The sequence below is a fragment of the Martinezella lusitana genome, assembly GCF_010668395.1.
Classification (GTDB): Bacteria; Pseudomonadota; Alphaproteobacteria; order Rhizobiales; family Rhizobiaceae; genus Rhizobium; species Rhizobium lusitanum_A.
Genome location: NZ_WUEY01000013.1, coordinates 151,849 through 171,355, shown reverse-complemented (window position 1 = coordinate 171,355; position 19,507 = coordinate 151,849). Strand labels below are relative to the sequence as shown.

The window sequence follows — 19,507 nt, the reverse complement described above, 5'->3', positions numbered from 1 at the left end:
CGCCGAGCGACGCGTCAGCTGGCAGGACGCAATTGCAAGCGTGAAACACCGGCTGCGACATTCAGGCCGGTTCCAGCTTCAGCGCTCAACGGCTGCAGGGCGAAATTCCTGGAGTTGCCGCCGACGAGAGCGTTGGCTCCGAGGCCGAGGCCGACGGAAGCACCTGCGGATGCGCCGACATAGGTTCCTGCCAGAGCACCGTCACCGACGCGGGTGGGCGCGGTATTGACGACGACCCAGCTCAGATAGGTCTTGCGGGTGACCCCGATGTCGATCCCGAGCTTGCCGATCGTACCCGTATAGCGCTCGACCCTGCCGGTTCGCTGCTTGAAAGTGCAACTGACCTGCTTGTTGGAGCCGATAATCATGCCGACGCCGCCGGCAACTTCGCAGGAAAGCGTGCCAAGGCGCTGCTTCGGCTCGGACGCAACCTGCGCCGACTGCTTCTTGGGATGCTGATGAGTGCTGGCGGCGGAAGCCGCAGAACCGAAAGCCACGGCGATGGCCGCGGCCGCAATAAGGGTCTTTTTCATGACGTCTCCTTCGGCGGTTTGAGCGCCGCGGTCACTCCGGTCGGCGCAGGGGAACTCGAAAGGTCGATCTCGGGATGGAGGGACAGCCCATGATCGTCCGGTATAGCGATATTGCTGATGACGCGGGTTCCGGCATATTCGCCGGCAATGGCAATGGCGCGCTGCCGAGCGTCGTCGGTCGGCGCGGTCCCCGACAGGAGGATGGCGCCGTCCGCGACGGCGACCTCGATGCGGCAATCTTCGAGGCCTTCGGCGTAGGCAATCAGGCACCGGATCGCGGCACAGGTGGCGCAGCGATCCGGTGATGTCGTCATCGACGAAAGTTTGGCCAGGAAAAGCATCGGAACCTCGAAGATCACAAGAGCAAAGATATCGCCTTATGGCGTCAGCTAAGCGTCTTCTTGATGGCATCCTTGGCCTTGCCGATTTGCGTCTGGATCTTGCCTTCGGCCTTTTCCGCAGCTCCCTCGACCTTGAGCTTGTCGTTGCCCGTCAACTTTCCGGCGGCTTCCTTGAGCGAGCCGCTGGCTTCCTTGACTGCACCTTTGACGTGATTCTTGTCCATGTCTTATCTCCTTGTGTTTCCAAAAGAGGAGGCATCGGCCTTCGACCGAAGCCATGAACAATCAAGTAGGGCGGCAATACGGATGCTTGCAGAGCAGAAACTACTATTTGTGCTGGTAGAAAATAGCCTTTTTTAGGCTGGATGCATATATTTTCCGTTACATGCGGCTGTTCGATCCAAGGAGTGCCGCCGCTATTTCGGTTTCCGGCCTTTCGGTATGGCGGACATGCCGGTAAAGCCGCGCTCGCGAGCCCATATCACGGCAGCGGAACGCCGGTTCACGCCGATCTTTGCATAGAGCGACGCGACATGATTACGGATGGTGTTTCTGGAAAGATGCAGCGTCTCACTCATCTCGGCATCGCTTTGGCCACGGCAGATCAAGGCAAGAATTTCCCTCTCGCGGTCGCTGAGGTCGAGAAGCTGGGCGGACGGCACCTTGCCGTCGGATACCTGCCGCAAGGTCGCAAGCCGATCGACGATGGAACGACTGAACCACGAGGTATCGGCCATCACGCTCTCGATCGCTTCGACGAGCTCGGCCTCGCTGCGCATGCGCTCCGTGACATCCTGCAGTGACCATATGACACACTGCTGATCATTGATTTCGACGCGCTCGGCGGAGACGAGGCAATCCGCGTTCCCACCGTTCTTCTGCTTCATCCGCATGGCCTCATCGCGAAGCGGCGTATTGTCGATCAGCTTTCGTTCCATCGCTCGCCGGGCGGCGACATCGCCCCACAGCCGCAATTCGCTGGCTGTCTTTCCGACAATTTCTTCAAGGCTGTAGCCCGAAAGTACGACAAAGGCGTCATTGACCTCGGTAAAGACGAAATCATCCAGACGGGAAATGGCGGCTGGCGCCGGCGACAGCCGGAACGACTTGGAGAAGCGTTCCTCGCTTTGCCTGAGCGCATTCTGTGCCTTTCGCCGCGCATCGAGATCGGCAAAGGTAAAAAGCATACAAGGCTCCTCGCCGACGGCGATCGGCTCACCGGCGATGATGACGAGCCGGTCGCCACCGGCGGGAAGCGGAATCAGCGCCTCGCGCTGACGGATCAACCGACCTTCCGCGAGCTTTGCCAGCGCGTCTTCGCCGCTATCGCAATTGGCGAAAAGCCCTATGTCGTCGACGGTCTTTCCGATCACGTCTTCCTTGGCATAGTTCGTCATCTCGACGAAACCCTGATTGACCCGGATGAAGCGAAGGTCGTCGAGGCGGCAGATCAGACCGGGTGCAGGATTGGCGTTGAACGCCCGCTCGAAGCGCTCCTCGGCCTCAAATAGCGGCGTCTCGTCCCGAATGATGAGCGCAAGCACGTCCAGACGGGCGCCGGCATCGGCGATGATGAGGCTGCGAACGGTATGAACCCAGATGAGATCGAGATCGGCGGCGGGCGATATTTCGACCGTTACCTCATCGACGGTCTCGCCCTTCAGCAGGCGTTCGATGGGATACTCCCCTTCGGCGAGCAGATGGTTGTTGCGGTAACGAAGCGTGAAAGCCTGCCGATAGCCGGCGGCATCGCCCCCCAGCTCTTCGATCGTCGAAATCCGGTGCATCCGCAGCGCAGCGCTGTTCGCCCAGGAGATCGTGCCATCCGGATCGAGCAGGACGATACCGTCGCTCAGTCCTGAAACGAGCTCGCGCAAGACGTTCCGATTCACATTCAGCGGCTGTAACCCGTCACTCATATGCTGCCTCATTCAACCCTGGCAGCTTAGATAGGAGTGCGGGCCGAGAAAAGAAGCCATGCAACCGCCAGCGGAGCCGGCATCGGCAGGGATCAGAGCTCGCGGTTCAGTCTACACAGCTCAAAGGCGCGGCGTTCCGCAGAAGCAGCGGCAGGGAAAGAGAAGGGTTGGGTATGGTGAGTGCGTCGAGCGTCTCCGTCTGTTCGGGAGAAAGCTGAACCTGGAGCGCGCCGATATCTTCGTCAAGTTGCTCCAGCGTATGCACGCCAATGATCGTTGACGATACCGCCAGCCGCGCCATCGCCCAGGCAAGAGCCACGCGGGCAGTCGTCGTGCCAAGTTCGGCTGCGACGCGGAACAGGGCATCGACGATTTCGAGATCCTGCTCGTCTGGCCGTTGCGCCAGCTGCGCCGCATGACCGGCCCTGTTGTTGGCGCGCGTATATTGCCCGCTGATGAGGCCGCCGCTCAACGGCGAATGTGCGACGACGCCAAGCCCCAATCCTCGCGCCATCGGAACGAGTTCGACCTCGAAGAGCCGGGCCGCCAGGGAATATTCGATCTGCAGGCCGATGAACGGAGCCCAGCCATTGCATTGCGCAAGCATGTGCGCATGCGCGACCTTCCAGGCCGGCGTGTCGGCAATGCCGAAATAGCGCAGTTTTCCCGATTGGGTGAGATCGTGAAGGGCGCCCAGCACTTCTTCAAGGGGAGCCTGAATATCCCAGTTGTCCAGCCAGTAGACATCGAGATAATCGGTACGCAGGCGCCGCAGAGTCTGCTCGACATCGGCCGTCAAGGCACTGCGACTGAACTCCTGCCCATGCCGGTCGATGCCGAACTTGGCGGCGATCACAAGCCGATCGCGTTGATGGGACCGCTGCGCAAAATAGTTGCCGACAACCGTCTGCCCACCCGCTTTCAGGTCTCCACTGCCGGTATCGAGATAATTGCCGCCAAGTTCGAGATAGCGGTCCAGAATTGCCGCATGCCTGTTTTCACGCAAATACCAGCTGGAATCCGCATCGAAGGTCATCGTTCCGAGCGCAAGCGGACTGACGCGCAACTCCGAACGACCGAGTGCGGCATAGTCATCAAGGTGCATGCATGGTCCCCCGACCGGCTTACGTCCACATATATCCTATCTCATATGTAAGTTCGTCAAACAAAGGAATTAGGCGCGGATTCACGATTTTAGAATTCGTGATTTCGGATAATGGCTCCGTCACCGGCCAGCCTGACGCTTTCGATCGCATCCTGTCGCATACCATTCATGATGGACAGAGATGATGACGAACACGATTGCCTGTCTTAACGTTGCGGCCGGCGTCGGATAGATTCTCTCCCGATGATCAATCGGCGTGCAAGAGCGCTCCACGACATAAAAGGCGGACGAAACATGAAGACCATTGGCTATGCGTGCACCTCGGCGGAGACTCCGCTGGAGCCCTACTCTTTCGAACGGCGCGCACCGCGCCCGAACGACGTGGTGATGGAGATCGTCTATGCCGGAATCTGCCACTCGGACGTCCACATGGCGCACAACGATTGGGGTTTTTCGAGCTACCCCCTGGTCCCGGGCCATGAAATCGTCGGCCGAGTGATCGAGGTCGGCAGCGATGTCACCAAATTCAGGATCGGCGACCACGGTGCGGTCGGCTGCATGGTCGACAGCTGCCAGCATTGCGATCAGTGCCGGCGCGGCGAGGAGCAGTTCTGCCGCGAAGGCAATACGGGCACCTACAGCGTTCCCGATCGGATCGACGGATCGATCACGAAAGGCGGCTACTCGAAGCATATCGTCGTGCGCGAGGAGTTCGTCTGCACCGTGCCCGAGGGTATGGATCTCTCGCGCACCGCTCCGATCCTTTGCGCCGGCATCACCACTTATTCGCCGCTTCGCACCTGGAATGTCGGTCCGCATAGCCGCGTCGGCGTCATCGGTATGGGCGGCCTCGGTCACATGGCCGTCAAGCTGGCAGCTGCCATGGGCGCCAAAGTGACGATGATCTCGCGCTCGCCGGACAAGGAAAAGATTGCCCGCGAAATCGGCGCCGACGACTTCCTGATCTCAACCCATGCTGCGGCCATGAATGCCGCTGCCAACGCCTTCGACCTGATCATCGACACGGTTCCCGTCAAGCATGATCTCGATGCCTACATGCCTCTGCTGGATATCGACGGTACGCTGGTCGTGGTCGGGCAGGTCGGCCCCTGGGGCGAAGTGAACGGCCTTCCTTTCCTTATCGGCCGGCGCCGAGTTGCCGGATCGCCGATCGGCGGAATGCGCGAAACGCAGGAAGTGATCGATTTCTGCGCACGCAAGGGCATTCTTCCCGAATGCCGGATCATCCGCCCGGAAGAGATCAACGACGCTTTCGCGACACTGCAGCGCGCGGACATTCCCTATCGCTTCGTGATCGATATGGCCTCGCTTTCGGTGCCGGGAGCAGCCTGAGCGAGCAGGGAGGCGGCTTATCAAACCAAGCCTCTCACGGCGCTTCTTTGCCGCCGGCGGACGAGCAGGTTCGCCGTTCAGACAATTCGGGAGGGCCAGGGATTGCGACCCTCCCGCAGCCATGAAAGCGTATCGGTCCAGAAGCTGTCTGTGTAACGGTCGTGGAACAGGCCGAAATGGCCGATCGCACCACGGCCGAAATCAGCTGGGTGCAGCAGTACCGACGTGCGCTGCGCACCGGTATAGTAATCGAGCGCGCGACGAATGGCCGGCAGCGTGCCCAGTTCATCGTCGGAAACCGCGACTGCGAGAATGCGTGCCCTGGCAGCCGCCATGCGCCTCAGTGCGTCCTTCCTCTCGCTTCTCGGATGGCTGCGTTCAAACCGCGGCCCGCGAAAGCTCCATTCGTTCGCCACGCCGGACGGCAGATCTTCCAGCCAGCCGAGCCGGCGGCCCGGAAAATAGCCACAGGCCGCCGTCAGCGCCGGCATGGCGACATGCCATTTGAGAAACAAGGCAGCCCGCCGACGCGGCTTGTAGTCGCCCCACCAGGCATATTGAGCTCCGACCGTTAGCATCCTGTCGATCTCAGGCGCGCTTTCGGCCAGTCCCGGCAGGAAGCCGCCGATGCTATGGCCCACCACCATGAGCGGACCGCTACGCCGATCGGCCGCCAACCACCGTAACGCCGCCTCGAAATCCTGTTCGCCCCAATCCCGCCAGCGATATCCGGACCCGCGCAGCTGCTGCGGACGCGATCGGCCGATGCCGCGATAATCGAAGGTCAGGACGTCAAATCCATGTCGCGCCAGAAACTGCGCATAACGGTGATAGTAGCGCGCAAGAACGCCCGTAGCGGGATTGATGATCACACTGCCTTCCGGCCTCTTGGTCTCCGCCGGCCAAAGATGGCCGCCGAGAACGACGCCATCCCGGCAACGAATGGAAATCGCCAGGCTGCTTGTGTTCGAAGATGAAAAGGGTTGCTCGGTCATGGCCGACAAGATGAGACGACGGCCTCATTGTGTATACTCACTACCCGGTATACATTGAGCCATGAAAGACAGCTCGCAGCCGACACGCGAACGCATTCTCCAGGCCGCCGGAAAACTCTTCCGGCAGGATGGAATCCGCGCGATCAGCGTCGACGCCATCGCCGAAAAGGCAGGCCTCACCAAGCGGACCCTCTACTATCATTTCCGCAGCAAGGACGACCTGATCGCTGCCCATCTGCAAGCCCGCGACGAACCGAACCTCTCCCTCTTCAAGCGTTGGTTCGATGAGACGGAAGGCGATGCTGCCGAGAAAGTTGCCGGCATCTTTCGCCATCTGGCGCAATCGGCGCGGAACGCCAAATGGAAGGGCTGCGGCTTCCTGCGAACCTCGGTGGAACTCGTCAACCTTCCCGGCCATCCGGCCCTGGTCACAGCCCGAGCCCACAAGAAGCGTGTGGAAGACTGGCTGGGGTCGGTCTTCATGAAAGCGGGAGCGGATGGCGATGCCTCGTTACTTGCGCGCCAGGTCATGTTGCTTCTCGACGGCGCCTTTGCGGTCGTCCTGCTCCATCGCGACCCGAGCTATATGGAAACTGCAGCGGAAGCGGCGGCTGATCTTATTAGAGGCCGCCTCCCCGGCTCAAACGACCCTGGATCGAGAGCCGCAGGCCGGACGACCTGATCGCAGACAAGCCCGAATGTTCCCCAACCCACTGCACATGCGACAGATCGCGAGCTTTCACTCGCAATAGCAAGAGTGCCGGGACAGTTCAGCGTAGACCGGTGTGGGCTGCTGATCCCGCTTCGCTGGAAATTGCCTCTCGTACGGCCAACTCGGCCATGGCAAGAGCGGCCTCGCGCGTCCGGGCCGCGGCGATGAAACGGCCGTTGTGGCAAAAGCTTGCGCCCTCCACGCCACAAGCCGCCTCCAGATCGCCATTGGTCAGACCGGCCCAGGCCATTGGCAGATCGGCGCGAAGCTCAAACCCCTCCTCCGCGCGCCGGATGCCGGTCAGGCACCAATCCTTTTCGCGCGGATGAACGACAAACAGCAGGTGATCAGCGCCCGCCTTCATGATGGCGGGACGGAACGGCATTCCCATCGGCAGCTCCAGAACTCGCCCCTTGCCCGTCTCCACGATTGCCTGGTGTACAAGTGCCTCGGCCCGCAATTTTGCAGCGCTTTGCCCTATCCTTGCCTCGACGAAACTACGGGCGATGGCAAGCGCTGCGTGGAAACAGCGATCGTCGGCCTCAGGGTCCGTCTCATCGAAGACCGGTTTTAAGGTTTCCAGCAGCGCCGACAGCGTGAGCCCGGCCAGCGGCCCTGCAATCGAGGGACTAAGCGCACCATTGTCCACCAGATCGATTGGCAGCACAAAACTCGTGTCGAAAGAAACGTGAACCGTATCTATATGGGCTTCCGGAAGGCCGAGCGCGGCAAGATAATCACGACCATAATGTCTCCAGATCAATCCGAACGAGCTGTACGGCTGGCCATCGTCCCGTAGCGGCGCCCCGCGCTGATGGTGATCGAATATCCGCTCAGCTGCGTCATATTTCCCGCCGACATCATAGATGATCCGATCTGCGCCGGCCGTGATCCATTCCGGAGCCCTGCTGCGGACGAGGCGGGCCTGCGGGAAAAGCCGGGTCAGGATGACGCTCGACAGCAATTCGTCCGCATGGAAGCCACCGGAATGGGTGACGAGGAAATCTGGAATCATGACGGCATCACCTTTTTGTTCACGAAGAGCCCTCTTGGGCTCGGCACCCAGATAGCGGCTGATCGAACGTATCTCAACCCGCCATTCGTTTTGGGGCGAGTACCCGCAGCCTCAACGACCACCGCAGCCTTATGGACCGGAGATCTTCGACGATCCCGTCGGAACCGTGTAGGAATAGTGGCTGGCTATCCTTGGCCATACTTATACGGTTCGCGGACTGTGCCTTGGGATGAACCTCTGGTCACAGGCTCGGCTTCTTCACCGGCCGCCATTGCGCAATTTGACGACAGCGGACGCATCATTCCAAAGTCCCGGCCAACGTCGTGACGAGCAGCTCTTGCCGAAGCCGGTTTGTCAGAGCAGATTGCAACGACAACGGAGATGAACGCATGACTCAGGACGATACTTCGGGCGTTGGTGCGGGGGGTATCGCTCCTCGCTGGACATCCAGTGCGAAGAGCGGGGTGGGCACGGCGCTCTCGCCGGCGTGCCGCATTTGGTTCACACTCAGCCACGGCATCCTCAATGAAGTTTATTTTCCGCGCGTCGATTGCGCCTGCACACGCGACCTCGGTTTGATCGTTACCGGTCCGGATGGCTATTTTTCCGAGGAAAAGCGTGATGCCGAAAGCGTCGTCACAACCGTCGAAGATGGCGTTCCGGCCTATCGGCTCGTCAATACGGCAATCGACGGGCGCTACCGCATCATCAAGCGCATTATCGTCGATCCGGCGCGGAACAGCCTGCTTCAGCAAATATCGTTCGAAGCGCTGCACGGGTCGGTTCACGACTATCGGCTATATGTGCTGGCCGCTCCGCATCTGGTCAATGCCGGCAGCGGCAATACGGGCTGGGTCGGGGATTACAAAGGCACGCCGATGCTTTTTGCGACCGGCAAGGGTGGCATCTCGCTGGCGCTCGCCGTCAGCGGCGGATGGCGATCGGCCTCGGCTGGCTATGTCGGCATTTCCGATGGCTGGCGTCAGTTGCAGGATACCGGAGAATTGGACCCGCGCATCACCCATGCCGCCGACGGCAACGTCGCACTGACCGGTGAAATCGACCTTGCTGCCGGAAGCGACACCGTGCTTCTGTCGCTTGGCTTTGGAAACCGTCCCGAAGAGGCGGCCTACAACGCACTCGCCAGTCTGCAAGCCGGATACAAGGATGCCGAGCGCAGCTATGTCGCCGACTGGCGGAGATGGCAGAGCACTCTGCTGCCGCTGGATGAACCAAGGGCGCCGCCACCCGAACTCAATCGCTATCGGATATCGACGGCCGTTCTTGCAACGCACCGGCCTCTGTCCTTCGAGGGGCCGGCAGTCGCCTCGCTCTCCATTCCCTGGGGCTTTGCCAAGGGCGACGAGGATCTCGGAGGCTATCACCTGGTGTGGCCGCGCGATCTCGTCGAGACGGCTGGCGGATTTCTTGCGGCCGGCGCACCGCAGGACGCACTTCGCATTCTTGCCTATCTACGCGCGATCCAGGAGGCGGACGGACATTGGCCGCAGAACGCCTGGCTCGACGGCGAGCCCTACTGGACCGGCATACAGATGGACGAATGCGCCTTTCCCATCCTGCTTGCCGACGCACTCCGTCGCGAAGGAGCCCTCACCGGGGATGCGCTCTTGTCCTACGTTTCGATGATCGAGAGAGCGGCGTGCTATGTGGTTGTCAACGGCCCCGTCACCGGCGAGGACCGCTGGGAAGAGGATGGCGGCTTTTCTCCCTTCACGCTCGCCGTCGAGATCGCCGCGCTGCTCGCCGCCGCCGATATTCTGGAAATTGCCGGCCACGATCACAATGCCGACTATCTCAGGCAGACGGCGGATGCCTGGAACGACCAGATAGAGCGCTGGACCTATGTCGACGCCGATGCTGCCAGCGCCGACCTTGGGGTCAACGGCTATTATGTGCGCATCGCCCCGCCCGATATCGCCGATGGCGCATCACCCGCCGACGGTTTCGTGCCGATCAAGAACCGACCGCCTGCTGATTCCTATCTGCCGACGGCCCGCGTCGTCAGCCCGGATGCCCTGGCGCTGGTTCGGTTCGGATTGCGCGCCGCCAACGATCCGCGCATCGTCGACACGGTGAGAATCATCGACGCGCAGCTCAAATGCGACCTGCCGCAGGGGCCGCTCTGGTATCGCTATACGGGCGACGGATATGGCGAACATGAGGACGGCAGCGCATTCGACGGCACCGGCATCGGTCGGCCGTGGCCGCTGCTCGCCGGCGAACGGGCCCATTACGAACTTGCTGCCGGCAGGCCGAAAGCGGCCATGGCATTGCTCAATGCTCTTGAAGGATCGGCTGGCCCGGGTGGCCTTTTGCCCGAACAGGTCTGGGATAAGCCCGACATGCCGGAGCGGGGCCTTGTTTTCGGCGAGCCCTCCGGCAGCGCCATGCCGCTTGTCTGGGCCCATGCCGAACATATCAAGCTGCTGCGTTCGCTGAGAGACAATGCCGTTTTCGACATGCCTCCGCAGGGTGTCGAACGCTATATCAAAAACAAGACAACGGCGCCCTTCGTGCTCTGGCGCTTCAACAACAAGACTTCGCAGGTTCTCGTCGGCAAGCGTCTCAGGATCGAGGTAATGGCGAAGGCCGTCGTCCGCTGGAGCTCCGACGGGTGGACGAGCGAAAGCGATATCGAAACGCGCAAAAACGGCTTCGGCATCGACGTTGCGGAGCTTGCGACGGAACGGCTGCCCAAGGGGGCCTTGGTCACCTTCACATTTTATTGGCCCGATACCGACCATTGGGAGGGGGTAGATTTCTCCGTGGCCGTGGCCGACGGCGCTCGCTAGACCTTACTGACAACAGACGCACCTGGAGGAGAGATCCATCGTGAATACAAGGCCAAAAACTCCGAAGCAACCGACGTCCAAAGCGTCGAAAGATCTCGTGGTACTGGCAATCGATCTTGGCGGTTCGCACGTCAAAGTCCGCCTGAGTTCGGGCAGCGACCGGAGAGCAGCCGTCTCGGGCGTGGCGATGTCGGCCCAGCAGATGGTCGAAACGGTCAAAAAGCTTGCAGGCGACTGGCAGTACGACGTCATCGGCATGGGGTATCCCGGGCCAGTTGCCGGCAATAAGCCGGCGCTGGAACCGCACAACCTTGGCCCCGGCTGGAAAGACTTCGATTTTTCGGCCGCTTTCGGCAAGCCCGTCAGGCTTGTCAACGATGCCGTCATGCAGGCAATCGGCAGCTATAACGGCGGGAATATGTTGTTTCTCGGGCTCGGCACCGGGCTGGGTTCGGCAATGATCGTCAATCACGTATGTTTGCCGATGGAACTCGCGCATCTGCCCTACAAGAAGAATGAAACCTTCGAGGACTTCGTCGGCGAGCGCGGGCTCGACAAGTACGGGAAAAAGAAATGGCGCAAATCGGTCGAGAAGGTCGTGGGCAGGTTGCAAGCGGCGCTCCTGCCGCATGAAACCGTCATTGGTGGCGGCAACCTCGAAAAACTCGAGACGCTCCCTCAAGGCTGCCGCGCCGGTGACAACGAGAATGCCTTTCTCGGAGGTTTTCGCCTGTGGACGGATGAAAGCTTGAGTTTCTAGATGCAATGAACGGCCGGGCGATGGCGGCGGCGTGCCGCTCCCATCGCGATCCGGGCTATGTGGAAATTGCCGTGGATGCAGCGGCCGATCTTATCGGAGATGGCCTCGCCGGCCTACGCAAACTTGGGCCAAAAGGCTGCAGCTACTTGACTGGAGAGAGACCATAGAGGCCATCCGGCCCGACAATCGCTTGCGGACTCATCTTTGCGTCGCCGCCCTCGCCCTTGTCCATCTGCTGCTTGAGCGCGCGTGTCACCTTGTCATTGCGTTCGGGATCCCTGGCGCTGTTGATCACATCTTCCAGTGACAGACCGAGTTTATCCAGACCGAGATCGTGCTCAATCCTGTTGACCTCGGAAGGCTCCAGCTCGTGATAGGCCTTTTGCATGGCCTTCGCAAAATCGTGCACCGAACTGTAGTCTTCGTGATCGACGCCCAGCGCCTTGCCTGTGCGATAGATGAGATCGAGCTTCATCGCTGTGAGATCGGCTTTGCCGTCTGTGCCGAAAAATGCCTCGGAGACTTTCGATTGCGCCGGCGTCGGCTGCTTTGATGCTGCTATCTTGTCAGCCTGGCCGCTTGCCGCGGCAATAAGATTGTCGGCCCTGGATTTTGGTTGTTGCGGTGCTGCAGTGCTAATGGCATTCAGCCCCCGCAGGATGGTTAGCGCCACCGAAGATATGTTGGAAACGGATGTCATCGCGAATCCTCGCGCGCTTCGGCTTCTCTTTCATGAAAGCCTGACGCAAAGCTCTATGCCTCATGCGATAGTCGACACAAGATCACTACCAAGGGTTGGTTAAGGCTTATATAACTCAGGATATAAATGGCAAAGAAAACTTTGCCATAAGTTGCATCGCTTCGCCAAGGTCATTTAAGCCCCCGGTCGATGCCCAAGCCGACGGTCGGCGCATCAACGCTCAGCAAAAGCCCTGCGACAGGTTTACCACCCTCGCGATGCGATCAATGATATTTCAAACGCTCCCGCCCCAGGATGGCAGGGGCGTCGACACCGGCGATCGGCTGGGAAAGATCTCGCGAAATGTCGCCGGCAAGCTGCAAGTCGATATAGCGCGCGCAGCAGACACGCAGGAACGACGTGAAATTGCCGAGATCGTGGCCGGCGTCGATCGATTCATGGTGCAGCTTTGTAATCAGCTGCACCACGTTCATGCGGTCGCGCCGTGCGATTTCCTCCAGCTTCGACCAGAAAAAGTTCTCCAGCCTCACGCTGGTCACCATGCCGTCGATGCGCAGGGAACGCGTGGTGCTTTCCCAGAGCCTGGCATCGGCCTTGATGAACAATTCGCACATGCGCGTTCCCTTTCTTCTGGTTCAGGCGGCGTTTGCCTGCGACAACGCGTTGGCGTCAAGCACGGCCATGAACTGGCGCAACCATGACGGATGCGCCGGCCAGGCCGGTGCGGTTACGAGCTTGCCGTCCGCGACGGCGTCGTTGATGGCGATATCGGCGTAAGTGCCGCCTGCAAGCTCCACTTCGGGCCGGCAGGCGGGATAGGCCGAGCAGGTGCGCCCCTTGAGAACGCCCGCAGCGGCGAGCAATTGCGCGCCGTGGCAAATAGCGGCAACCGGCTTGTCCGCCTCGAAGAAATGCTGCACCGCCTTGATGACGTCGGGGTTCAGACGGAGATATTCCGGCGCACGGCCGCCCGGAACGACGAGCGCATCGTAATCCTCGGCACGGATGCTGGCAAACGTTGCGTTCAACGCAAAATTATGGCCGCGCTTTTCGGAATAGGTCTGGTCGCCTTCGAAGTCGTGAATGGCCGTCGCCACCGTCTCACCGGCATTCTTGCCGGGGCAAACGGCATGCACCGTATAGCCGCAGGCAAGCAGCGTCTGAAACGGCACCATGGTTTCGTAGTCTTCGGTGAAATCACCGGTAATCATCAGGATCTTTGCTGCTGGCATGTCTTCCTCCCTAAAAACCAACGTCTGCACTTTAGCAAAGCATCGCAACGCGCGGGTATTAGGCGAATACTACACGCCGTTTACAACGTGATTTATGGCGCCGGCGGCCGGCGAATATCCGGAACGGCACAAGCCTCGCCGCCGCCAAAGAGGCGGGAGCGGGTAAGAAAACGCTTCTCCCGCCCATTGTCGAGGGAAAACATGCCGCCGCGGCCGGGAACGACGTCGATGATAAGCTGGGTATGTTTCCAGGCCTCGAACTGGCTGCCGCTGATATAGACGGGCACGCCGCCGATCTCCCCGAGCTTGACGTCGTTGTCGCCGACCATGAATTCGTTCGTCGGATAGCACATCGGCGAAGAGCCGTCGCAGCAGCCGCCCGACTGGTGGAAAAGGATGTCGGGATGGTCCTGCTGTATCTCGCGGATCAGCTCGAGCGCCTTGTCGGTCGCCAACACCCGCGGCTCTAAGCCATTGTCGTCCATGACCATCCTCCAATCGTCTCAGTGCAAATGCTTGAAGGCCCCCAGCTTCCGCTGGGAGCCTCATTGGCTTTGTTGGGAGGTCTCAGAAGAAACCGAGCGCCTTCGGGCTGTAGCTCACCAGCATGTTCTTGGTCTGCTGGTAGTGATCGAGCATCATCTTGTGGTTCTCGCGACCGATGCCGGATTGCTTGTAGCCGCCGAAGGCCGCATGCGCCGGATAGGCATGGTAGCAATTGGTCCAGACACGGCCGGCCTGGATCTCGCGGCCGAAGCGATAGGCGCGGTTGCCGTCGCGGGTCCACACGCCGGCGCCGAGACCGTAAAGCGTGTCGTTGGCGATTTCGAGCGCTTCCTTCTCATCCTTGAAGGTCGTCACCGACACGACCGGGCCGAAGATCTCCTCCTGGAAGATGCGCATCTTGTTGTGGCCCTTGAAGATGGTCGGCTTGATGTAATAGCCGCTCGCCAGCTCCCCACCGAGATCGGCGCGTGCGCCGCCCGTCAGGACTTCGGCACCTTCCTGTCTGCCAATATCGAGATAGGAGAGGATCTTCTCCATCTGCTCGCTCGACGCCTGGGCGCCGATCATGGTCGCGGAATCCAGCGGGTTGCCCTGCTTGATCGCTTCCACGCGCTTGATGGCCCTTTCCATGAAGCGGTCGTAGACCGATTCCTGGATCAATGCGCGGCTGGGGCATGTGCAGACTTCGCCCTGGTTCAGCGCGAACATCGCAAAGCCTTCGAGTGCCTTGTCAAAGAAATCATCGTCCTCGGCCGCGACATCGGCAAAGAAGATGTTCGGCGACTTGCCGCCGAGCTCGAGCGTGACGGGGATAAGGTTCTGGCTGGCATACTGCATGATCAGCCGGCCAGTCGTCGTCTCGCCGGTAAACGCGATCTTGGCGATACGCGGGCTGGTCGCCAGCGGCTTGCCGGCCTCCAGGCCGAAGCCATTGACGATGTTGAGAACGCCCGGCGGCAAGAGATCACCAACCAGCTCGGCCCAGACCAGAAGCGAGGCCGGCGTCTGCTCGGCTGGCTTGATGACGACGCAATTGCCGGCGGCGAGTGCCGGGGCAAGTTTCCAGGCCGCCATCAGGATCGGGAAGTTCCACGGAATGATCTGGCCGACGACCCCGAGCGGCTCATGGAAGTGATAGGCGACGGTATCGTGGTCGATCTCGCCGATCGAACCTTCCTGGGCGCGGATGCAGGAAGCAAAATAACGGAAATGATCGATGGCCAGCGGAATGTCGGCAGCCATGGTTTCGCGGATCGGCTTGCCGTTGTCCCAGCTTTCCGCCTGCGCCAGCACCTCGAGCTTGTCTTCCATGCGCTGGGCGATCTTCATCAGGATGTTGGAGCGATCGGTCGTCGACGTCTTGCCCCACTTGTCCTTTGCCGCATGGGCGGCATCGAGAGCGGCATTGATATCCTTCTCGTCGGAGCGCGGAATTTCGCAGATCTTGCCGCCTGTGATCGGCGTCAGGTTGTCGAAATACTTGCCGCCGATCGGGTCGCGCCACTCGCCACCGATATAGTTGCCATATTTCAGCTTGAACGGAGATTCGACGATCTTCTGATGCAGCATGCCATCCTCCCTTGGTCGGCAGGTCCGGTAAATGAACCCAATGAGAGAAGTGTGCGTGCATATGCCTTCGGGCGGTAGGGTCGGCGCCTCATGCTGCAGCGCACAGTGTCGCAACCATGCGACATCTGCTCGACCGAATGTGTCCCTGGCGGCAATTCAGTGCAGATTGAGCCGCTTCATCTTCCGATGCAGCGTCGAACGGCTCATGCCGAGCGCGGTCGCTGCCTGAGAGACATTGCCGTTGGCGCGCGAAAGGGCCCGCAGCAGCGCCGCGCGTTCGACCTCGAGAAGATCCTCGCTCGCAGCCCCCTGCTCGCGCAGAACATCGGAAGCGGGAATTCCAGCGGCAATGCGATGATCGTCGAGCCTCAGCGCAAGACGAGCCGCTCGCGTTGCGCCGAGCACGAGGTCGTTGCGGTCGACTGCCAGCAGCGCGGAAGTGGACGCCGTATCCGTCGGAACCATGACGAAACGGGCACCGGCAAAGGCACTGCGGAACAGATTGAGCTCGATGCGCACCGCCGCGTCACGCACCGTCTGCGACAGGATCATCAATGTCGCGTCGTTGACATCCTCGCGGCAGGTGGAAATGTCGAGCGCGCCGGCAAGCTGGCCACGATGATCGCGGATCGGGGCCGTGGTGCAGCTCAGGTCGATATTGGAGCTGAAGAAATGCTGGTCGCGAAAGATCGCGACGGCCCGCTCGTCGGCAAGCGCGGTGCCGATACCATTGGTGCCGATGCTGGCTTCGGTCCACACCGAACCCGTCCACAGACCAAGGTCGTGAAACTCCTTGTCGTCGGCGATCGCGCCACGCCGCTCGAGCGCAATGCCGTCACGATCGGTCAGCAACAGGCAGCAGCCGGCCTTCCCGACCGCAAGGAACAGACGATCCAGCTCGTTCGAGGCTTCGGCAACCAGTCGTTGCGACCGTTCAAGCGCCGCCTGGAATTCCTGCCCCGTCAGCCGCATGGGCAAACGCTTGTCCTCCGGCGCAAGGCGATGCATCGTCATGCAGCGTCTCCACGAGGCGACGACGGGCGAACTTGCCGCCGCAGATTGCGCCGACGCATAGACCTGATCCGCATGCGCGGAATATTCGTGCATTAGGCTCCTCCCACGGAACGCTGCTGCAATTGTCGCTAAAAAAGCCGGCTGTGGCAATCCTCCCAGCGCCTTTCGCCCGAGAATACCGGATTCCGCCATTATCCCATTGGCGATAAAGTCTTTTTCGGCGCCGCCCATCCCACCGCTCCTGCCACAGCCGCAGCATTTCGGAAAATGAATCCGCGCCCACCAATGTCGAACGCCGCGGGCGGTGGAAATTGCGGGCGGGCCAACGCCAAAAATCGCCGGGTTTGCAGCCTTTCAGGCGGCTGTCAGCGAGTCGCTGTAGCAGCCTTGCCTCAAGGAAATGAAGAGAAAATCCGTGTTCGCAAACACCGGCTTCATGGATGAGTGATCGACGGCAACGGAAAGTCGGCTTTATGCGGGCATGGCGGCGAGGCCAAAGGGCTGTGAAAAAAGCGCTGGAGCGATCTGCCGACACCGGTTGCAGACGCGTGGTCGCCGGACTTCGCTGCGTCTTCAACGCGCCTGTGGTTGCGCCTCCGGCAAATCGCGCATTTCTCGAGCGGCCACTGGCCGTCATCGCCATTTTCCTCGTCCTGTCATTGTTCGTCATGTGGACAGCCGATTATCCGCTGGGCATCTGGATGACGTCGTTTCCTCAGCAGTTGCGTGGCATGGCCAAATGGATCAGCAGTCTCGGCACCGGGCTGCTTGAGCTCACATTCAGCGGCGCCCTGCTGATATTCGCCATCCTCGCACCGGCGCAAACGTTGCGGAAATCGATACGCACAGGCACGGATCTCATCGCTGCCGCAGCGGCGTTCATCTTCGTGGCGGTTGCCGGCGGCGGCATTGTCGATTCACTTGCCAAGAACGTCATCGGCCGCGCCAGGCCGGAGCTCCTGCAGACGAACGGCGCCTTCTCCTTTCGACCTTTCGCCTTTCACTCCGACTTCGCATCGTTTCCTTCCGGACATTCGGCCACGGCAGGCGCCATGGCCATGTCGCTGGCACTCGTCTTTCCCCGCCTCCGCCCGGTATTCATGCCCGTCGGTGTGTTGATCTGCCTGTCGCGTCAGTGGGTAGGCGCTCATTGGGCGAGCGACACGCTGATGGGCTGGGGCATCGGCGTGGCCTTCGCACTATGGCTGGCGCATATCTTTGCCGGGCGTCGCCTTCTCTTTGCCTATGGCGCCGACGGTCGCCTGTGCCCGGGAGAGCAATACAAAACGCTCCTGGCCGTTCTGCGTGCCTTGGCACGGGGCATGCCCAGGATGGGAAAAAAGTGGTACCCGCCGCCAAGGGATGCCCGGCAAAGGCCGGCCACACATCCGGGATTCTCGAAATTCGGTCCTGAGCTAGCCGGCAAGTGCTGTTTTCGGCTAAGCTTAAGGACGTGAGCGCCGCATAAGCCCGGCCTCCCCGATGTGATTCTGATGTGAATGCAAAATTGATCGAGACGCAGCGACGGATTTGCCGATCACGGCCGTTCAATCGCTGAAGGGACAACAGCCTAAGCTCTTCAAGGATGAATGAGGACATCATGAAAAAGATCATATTACTGGCTTTTGCTGCAACTGCTTGCTTTGCGACGATCTCCCCGGTCGAAGCGCGCGAGGGATGCGGCGTCGGCTTTCATCGTGGTCCCTATGGCCATTGCCGCCCGAACGAAGGACGGCCGGTCGTCGTTGTGCCGGCCGGACCGGCAGTCGGCGTCTTTTATCCGGGACGCGGATACTGGGATGGGCACCGCTATTGGGTGCACCGTGAGCGGTGGCATGGTGGCTGGCGCTACCGCTAAGCCTCTATCCTGATTGGGACGCGACCCGGTCCTGGAGATCGGGTCGCGCGCCGGCCGATAGCTCTGTCGCCTTGCCGGCTTCGATGCCCGTCTGCCTGGTCAAGGCAGAAGAAGCAATTTCCCCGTCGTTCTGCGGCTCTCCATATTCTCATGCGCACGCCGAGCGTCCGCCAGCGGGTAGACCCCGCCTATGGTGACCTTCAGTTTACCTTGCTCGATCCATTCGAAGAGCTGGGTCGAATGCGCCCTGAACAGCTCCGGCGTGTGAATATGGTCGGAGAAGACGGCGTAGCCGATCTTGATGCTGCGCGGCAGGCTCATGATATCGAGCGGACCGGGGCCGCCCAGCACCGGGCCGAACCAGCAGAAGGTCCCCGACCGACGAAGAGAATCCAGGGAGCCCTGAAACGTCGTCGGACCCGAGCCGTCATAGACCACATGGACACCCCCGCCGCCGGACAAGCGGATGGCCTCTTCGGCGAATTTGCCTTCCGCATCGACGATGACATGGTCGGCGCCCGCGGATTTCGCAACATCGACCTTGGCCTGACTGGAGACACGGCCGATCACATGGCCGCCGCGCAGTTTGATGATCTGCGTCAGCAGCAGGCCGACACCGCCTGCTGCTGCATGGACGAGCGCGATGTCGCCCGGTTGCACGGGATAGAAATCAGTCGCGAAATGGCTGGCCGTCAGCCCCTGCATGATGATCGCGGCGGCCGTGCGATCATCGATCGCGTCAGGCACCTTGACCAGGGAGGCTTCGGGCATGACGACGCGCTCGGCGTAACTTCCGGGCGCATAGACCCAGGCGACACGATCGCCAATCTTGACGCTTGCGACATCCTTGCCCAACGCAAGCACCCTTCCTGCGCCTTCGACGCCAAGCGTCTTGGGATTGGGCATATGCGTCCAGGCCATTCCCTGCCGGACGCCGATATCCATAAAATTCACACCGGCGGCATGGACCTGCACCAGAACCTCTCCCACGCCGGGAATCGGATCCGGTCGGTCGACATACTCCAGGACGTTCGAACCACCGACGGCGGTCATGACGATCGATTTCATCTGCATCTCCTTA

Annotated in this window: 20 protein-coding genes; 6 read left to right on the top strand and 14 right to left on the bottom strand. The window is 60.8% G+C overall.

Annotated features, from left to right (window positions below):
* Positions 1-14 precede the first annotated feature (14 nt).
* From GR212_RS24560 to GR212_RS24540, 5 genes are all read right to left on the bottom strand, one after another.
* Positions 15-533 (bottom strand): DUF992 domain-containing protein, encoded by a 519-nt coding sequence (locus GR212_RS24560; protein WP_163990438.1) that lies wholly within the window; start codon positions 531-533, stop codon positions 15-17.
* Entirely contained in the window at positions 530-874 is a 345-nt protein-coding gene (locus tag GR212_RS24555) for a BON domain-containing protein (protein ID WP_163990436.1), read from the bottom strand. The genes GR212_RS24560 and GR212_RS24555 overlap by 4 nt, the downstream gene beginning before the upstream one ends.
* A 44-nt stretch (positions 875-918) precedes the next feature.
* Positions 919-1,098, bottom strand: coding sequence for a CsbD family protein (locus GR212_RS24550; protein WP_163990434.1), 180 nt, complete (start codon positions 1,096-1,098; stop codon positions 919-921).
* A gap of 192 nt (positions 1,099-1,290) precedes the next feature.
* On the bottom strand, positions 1,291-2,793 hold the full coding sequence (locus tag GR212_RS24545) for a helix-turn-helix transcriptional regulator (protein WP_163990432.1): 1,503 nt from the start codon (positions 2,791-2,793) through the stop codon (positions 1,291-1,293).
* Between the two features lie 106 nt (positions 2,794-2,899).
* Positions 2,900-3,898, bottom strand: coding sequence for an aldo/keto reductase (locus GR212_RS24540; RefSeq protein ID WP_163990431.1), 999 nt, complete (start codon positions 3,896-3,898; stop codon positions 2,900-2,902).
* A 294-nt stretch (positions 3,899-4,192) separates the two neighbouring features.
* Here GR212_RS24540 and GR212_RS24535 point away from each other — a divergent pair, with 294 nt between their 5' ends.
* Positions 4,193-5,251: an NAD(P)-dependent alcohol dehydrogenase gene (locus tag GR212_RS24535; RefSeq protein ID WP_163990429.1), complete on the top strand. Its 1,059-nt coding sequence runs from the start codon at positions 4,193-4,195 to the stop codon at positions 5,249-5,251.
* A gap of 77 nt (positions 5,252-5,328) precedes the next feature.
* Here GR212_RS24535 and GR212_RS24530 read toward each other — a convergent pair whose 3' ends face one another.
* Positions 5,329-6,246 carry an alpha/beta hydrolase family protein gene (locus GR212_RS24530; RefSeq protein WP_163990427.1) on the bottom strand — a complete coding sequence of 306 codons (918 nt, stop codon included), beginning with the start codon at positions 6,244-6,246 and terminating at the stop codon, positions 5,329-5,331.
* Between the two features lie 61 nt (positions 6,247-6,307).
* Between GR212_RS24530 and GR212_RS24525 the strand changes: the two genes are divergently transcribed.
* Entirely contained in the window at positions 6,308-6,928 is a 621-nt protein-coding gene (locus tag GR212_RS24525) for a TetR/AcrR family transcriptional regulator (RefSeq protein WP_163990426.1), read from the top strand.
* Between the two features lie 88 nt (positions 6,929-7,016).
* On the opposite strand, the gene GR212_RS24520 is transcribed toward GR212_RS24525, so the two are convergent.
* The gene (locus GR212_RS24520) at positions 7,017-7,973 is read right to left on the bottom strand and encodes an MYG1 family protein (protein WP_163990424.1); all 957 of its coding nucleotides are present in this window, start codon (positions 7,971-7,973) and stop codon (positions 7,017-7,019) included.
* Between the two features lie 389 nt (positions 7,974-8,362).
* Here GR212_RS24520 and GR212_RS24515 point away from each other — a divergent pair, with 389 nt between their 5' ends.
* Both GR212_RS24515 and GR212_RS24510 read left to right on the top strand, forming a co-directional pair.
* On the top strand, positions 8,363-10,786 hold the full coding sequence (locus GR212_RS24515) for a glucan 1,4-alpha-glucosidase (protein ID WP_163990422.1): 2,424 nt from the start codon (positions 8,363-8,365) through the stop codon (positions 10,784-10,786).
* Between the two features lie 40 nt (positions 10,787-10,826).
* Complete coding sequence (locus GR212_RS24510) at positions 10,827-11,546, top strand: ROK family protein (protein WP_163990421.1); 720 nt, start codon at positions 10,827-10,829, stop codon at positions 11,544-11,546.
* A gap of 142 nt (positions 11,547-11,688) precedes the next feature.
* Here the strand turns inward: GR212_RS24510 and GR212_RS24505 are convergent, their stop codons facing one another.
* The 6 genes from GR212_RS24505 to GR212_RS24480 form a co-directional block, all read right to left on the bottom strand.
* Positions 11,689-12,246 (bottom strand): hypothetical protein, encoded by a 558-nt coding sequence (locus tag GR212_RS24505; protein WP_163990419.1) that lies wholly within the window; start codon positions 12,244-12,246, stop codon positions 11,689-11,691.
* A 263-nt stretch (positions 12,247-12,509) separates the two neighbouring features.
* Positions 12,510-12,860 carry a ribbon-helix-helix domain-containing protein gene (locus GR212_RS24500; protein ID WP_163990417.1) on the bottom strand — a complete coding sequence of 117 codons (351 nt, stop codon included), beginning with the start codon at positions 12,858-12,860 and terminating at the stop codon, positions 12,510-12,512.
* A 21-nt stretch (positions 12,861-12,881) separates the two neighbouring features.
* On the bottom strand, positions 12,882-13,478 hold the full coding sequence (locus GR212_RS24495; protein WP_163990415.1) for a DJ-1/PfpI family protein: 597 nt from the start codon (positions 13,476-13,478) through the stop codon (positions 12,882-12,884).
* A gap of 92 nt (positions 13,479-13,570) precedes the next feature.
* Positions 13,571-13,963 carry a DUF779 domain-containing protein gene (locus GR212_RS24490; protein ID WP_204326737.1) on the bottom strand — a complete coding sequence of 131 codons (393 nt, stop codon included), beginning with the start codon at positions 13,961-13,963 and terminating at the stop codon, positions 13,571-13,573.
* Between the two features lie 82 nt (positions 13,964-14,045).
* Positions 14,046-15,554: an aldehyde dehydrogenase gene (gene adh, locus GR212_RS24485; protein WP_163990411.1), complete on the bottom strand. Its 1,509-nt coding sequence runs from the start codon at positions 15,552-15,554 to the stop codon at positions 14,046-14,048.
* Between the two features lie 156 nt (positions 15,555-15,710).
* Entirely contained in the window at positions 15,711-16,661 is a 951-nt protein-coding gene (locus GR212_RS24480) for a helix-turn-helix domain-containing protein (protein WP_163990409.1), read from the bottom strand.
* Positions 16,662-17,116: 455 nt separating this feature from the next.
* Here GR212_RS24480 and GR212_RS24475 point away from each other — a divergent pair, with 455 nt between their 5' ends.
* On the top strand, positions 17,117-18,025 hold the full coding sequence (locus GR212_RS24475; protein ID WP_348643519.1) for a phosphatase PAP2 family protein: 909 nt from the start codon (positions 17,117-17,119) through the stop codon (positions 18,023-18,025).
* Positions 18,026-18,168: 143 nt separating this feature from the next.
* Positions 18,169-18,426, top strand: coding sequence for a GCG_CRPN prefix-to-repeats domain-containing protein (locus tag GR212_RS24470; protein WP_163990405.1), 258 nt, complete (start codon positions 18,169-18,171; stop codon positions 18,424-18,426).
* A gap of 99 nt (positions 18,427-18,525) precedes the next feature.
* Here the strand turns inward: GR212_RS24470 and GR212_RS24465 are convergent, their stop codons facing one another.
* On the bottom strand, positions 18,526-19,494 hold the full coding sequence (locus GR212_RS24465; RefSeq protein WP_163990404.1) for a quinone oxidoreductase family protein: 969 nt from the start codon (positions 19,492-19,494) through the stop codon (positions 18,526-18,528).
* Positions 19,495-19,507 lie beyond the last annotated feature (13 nt).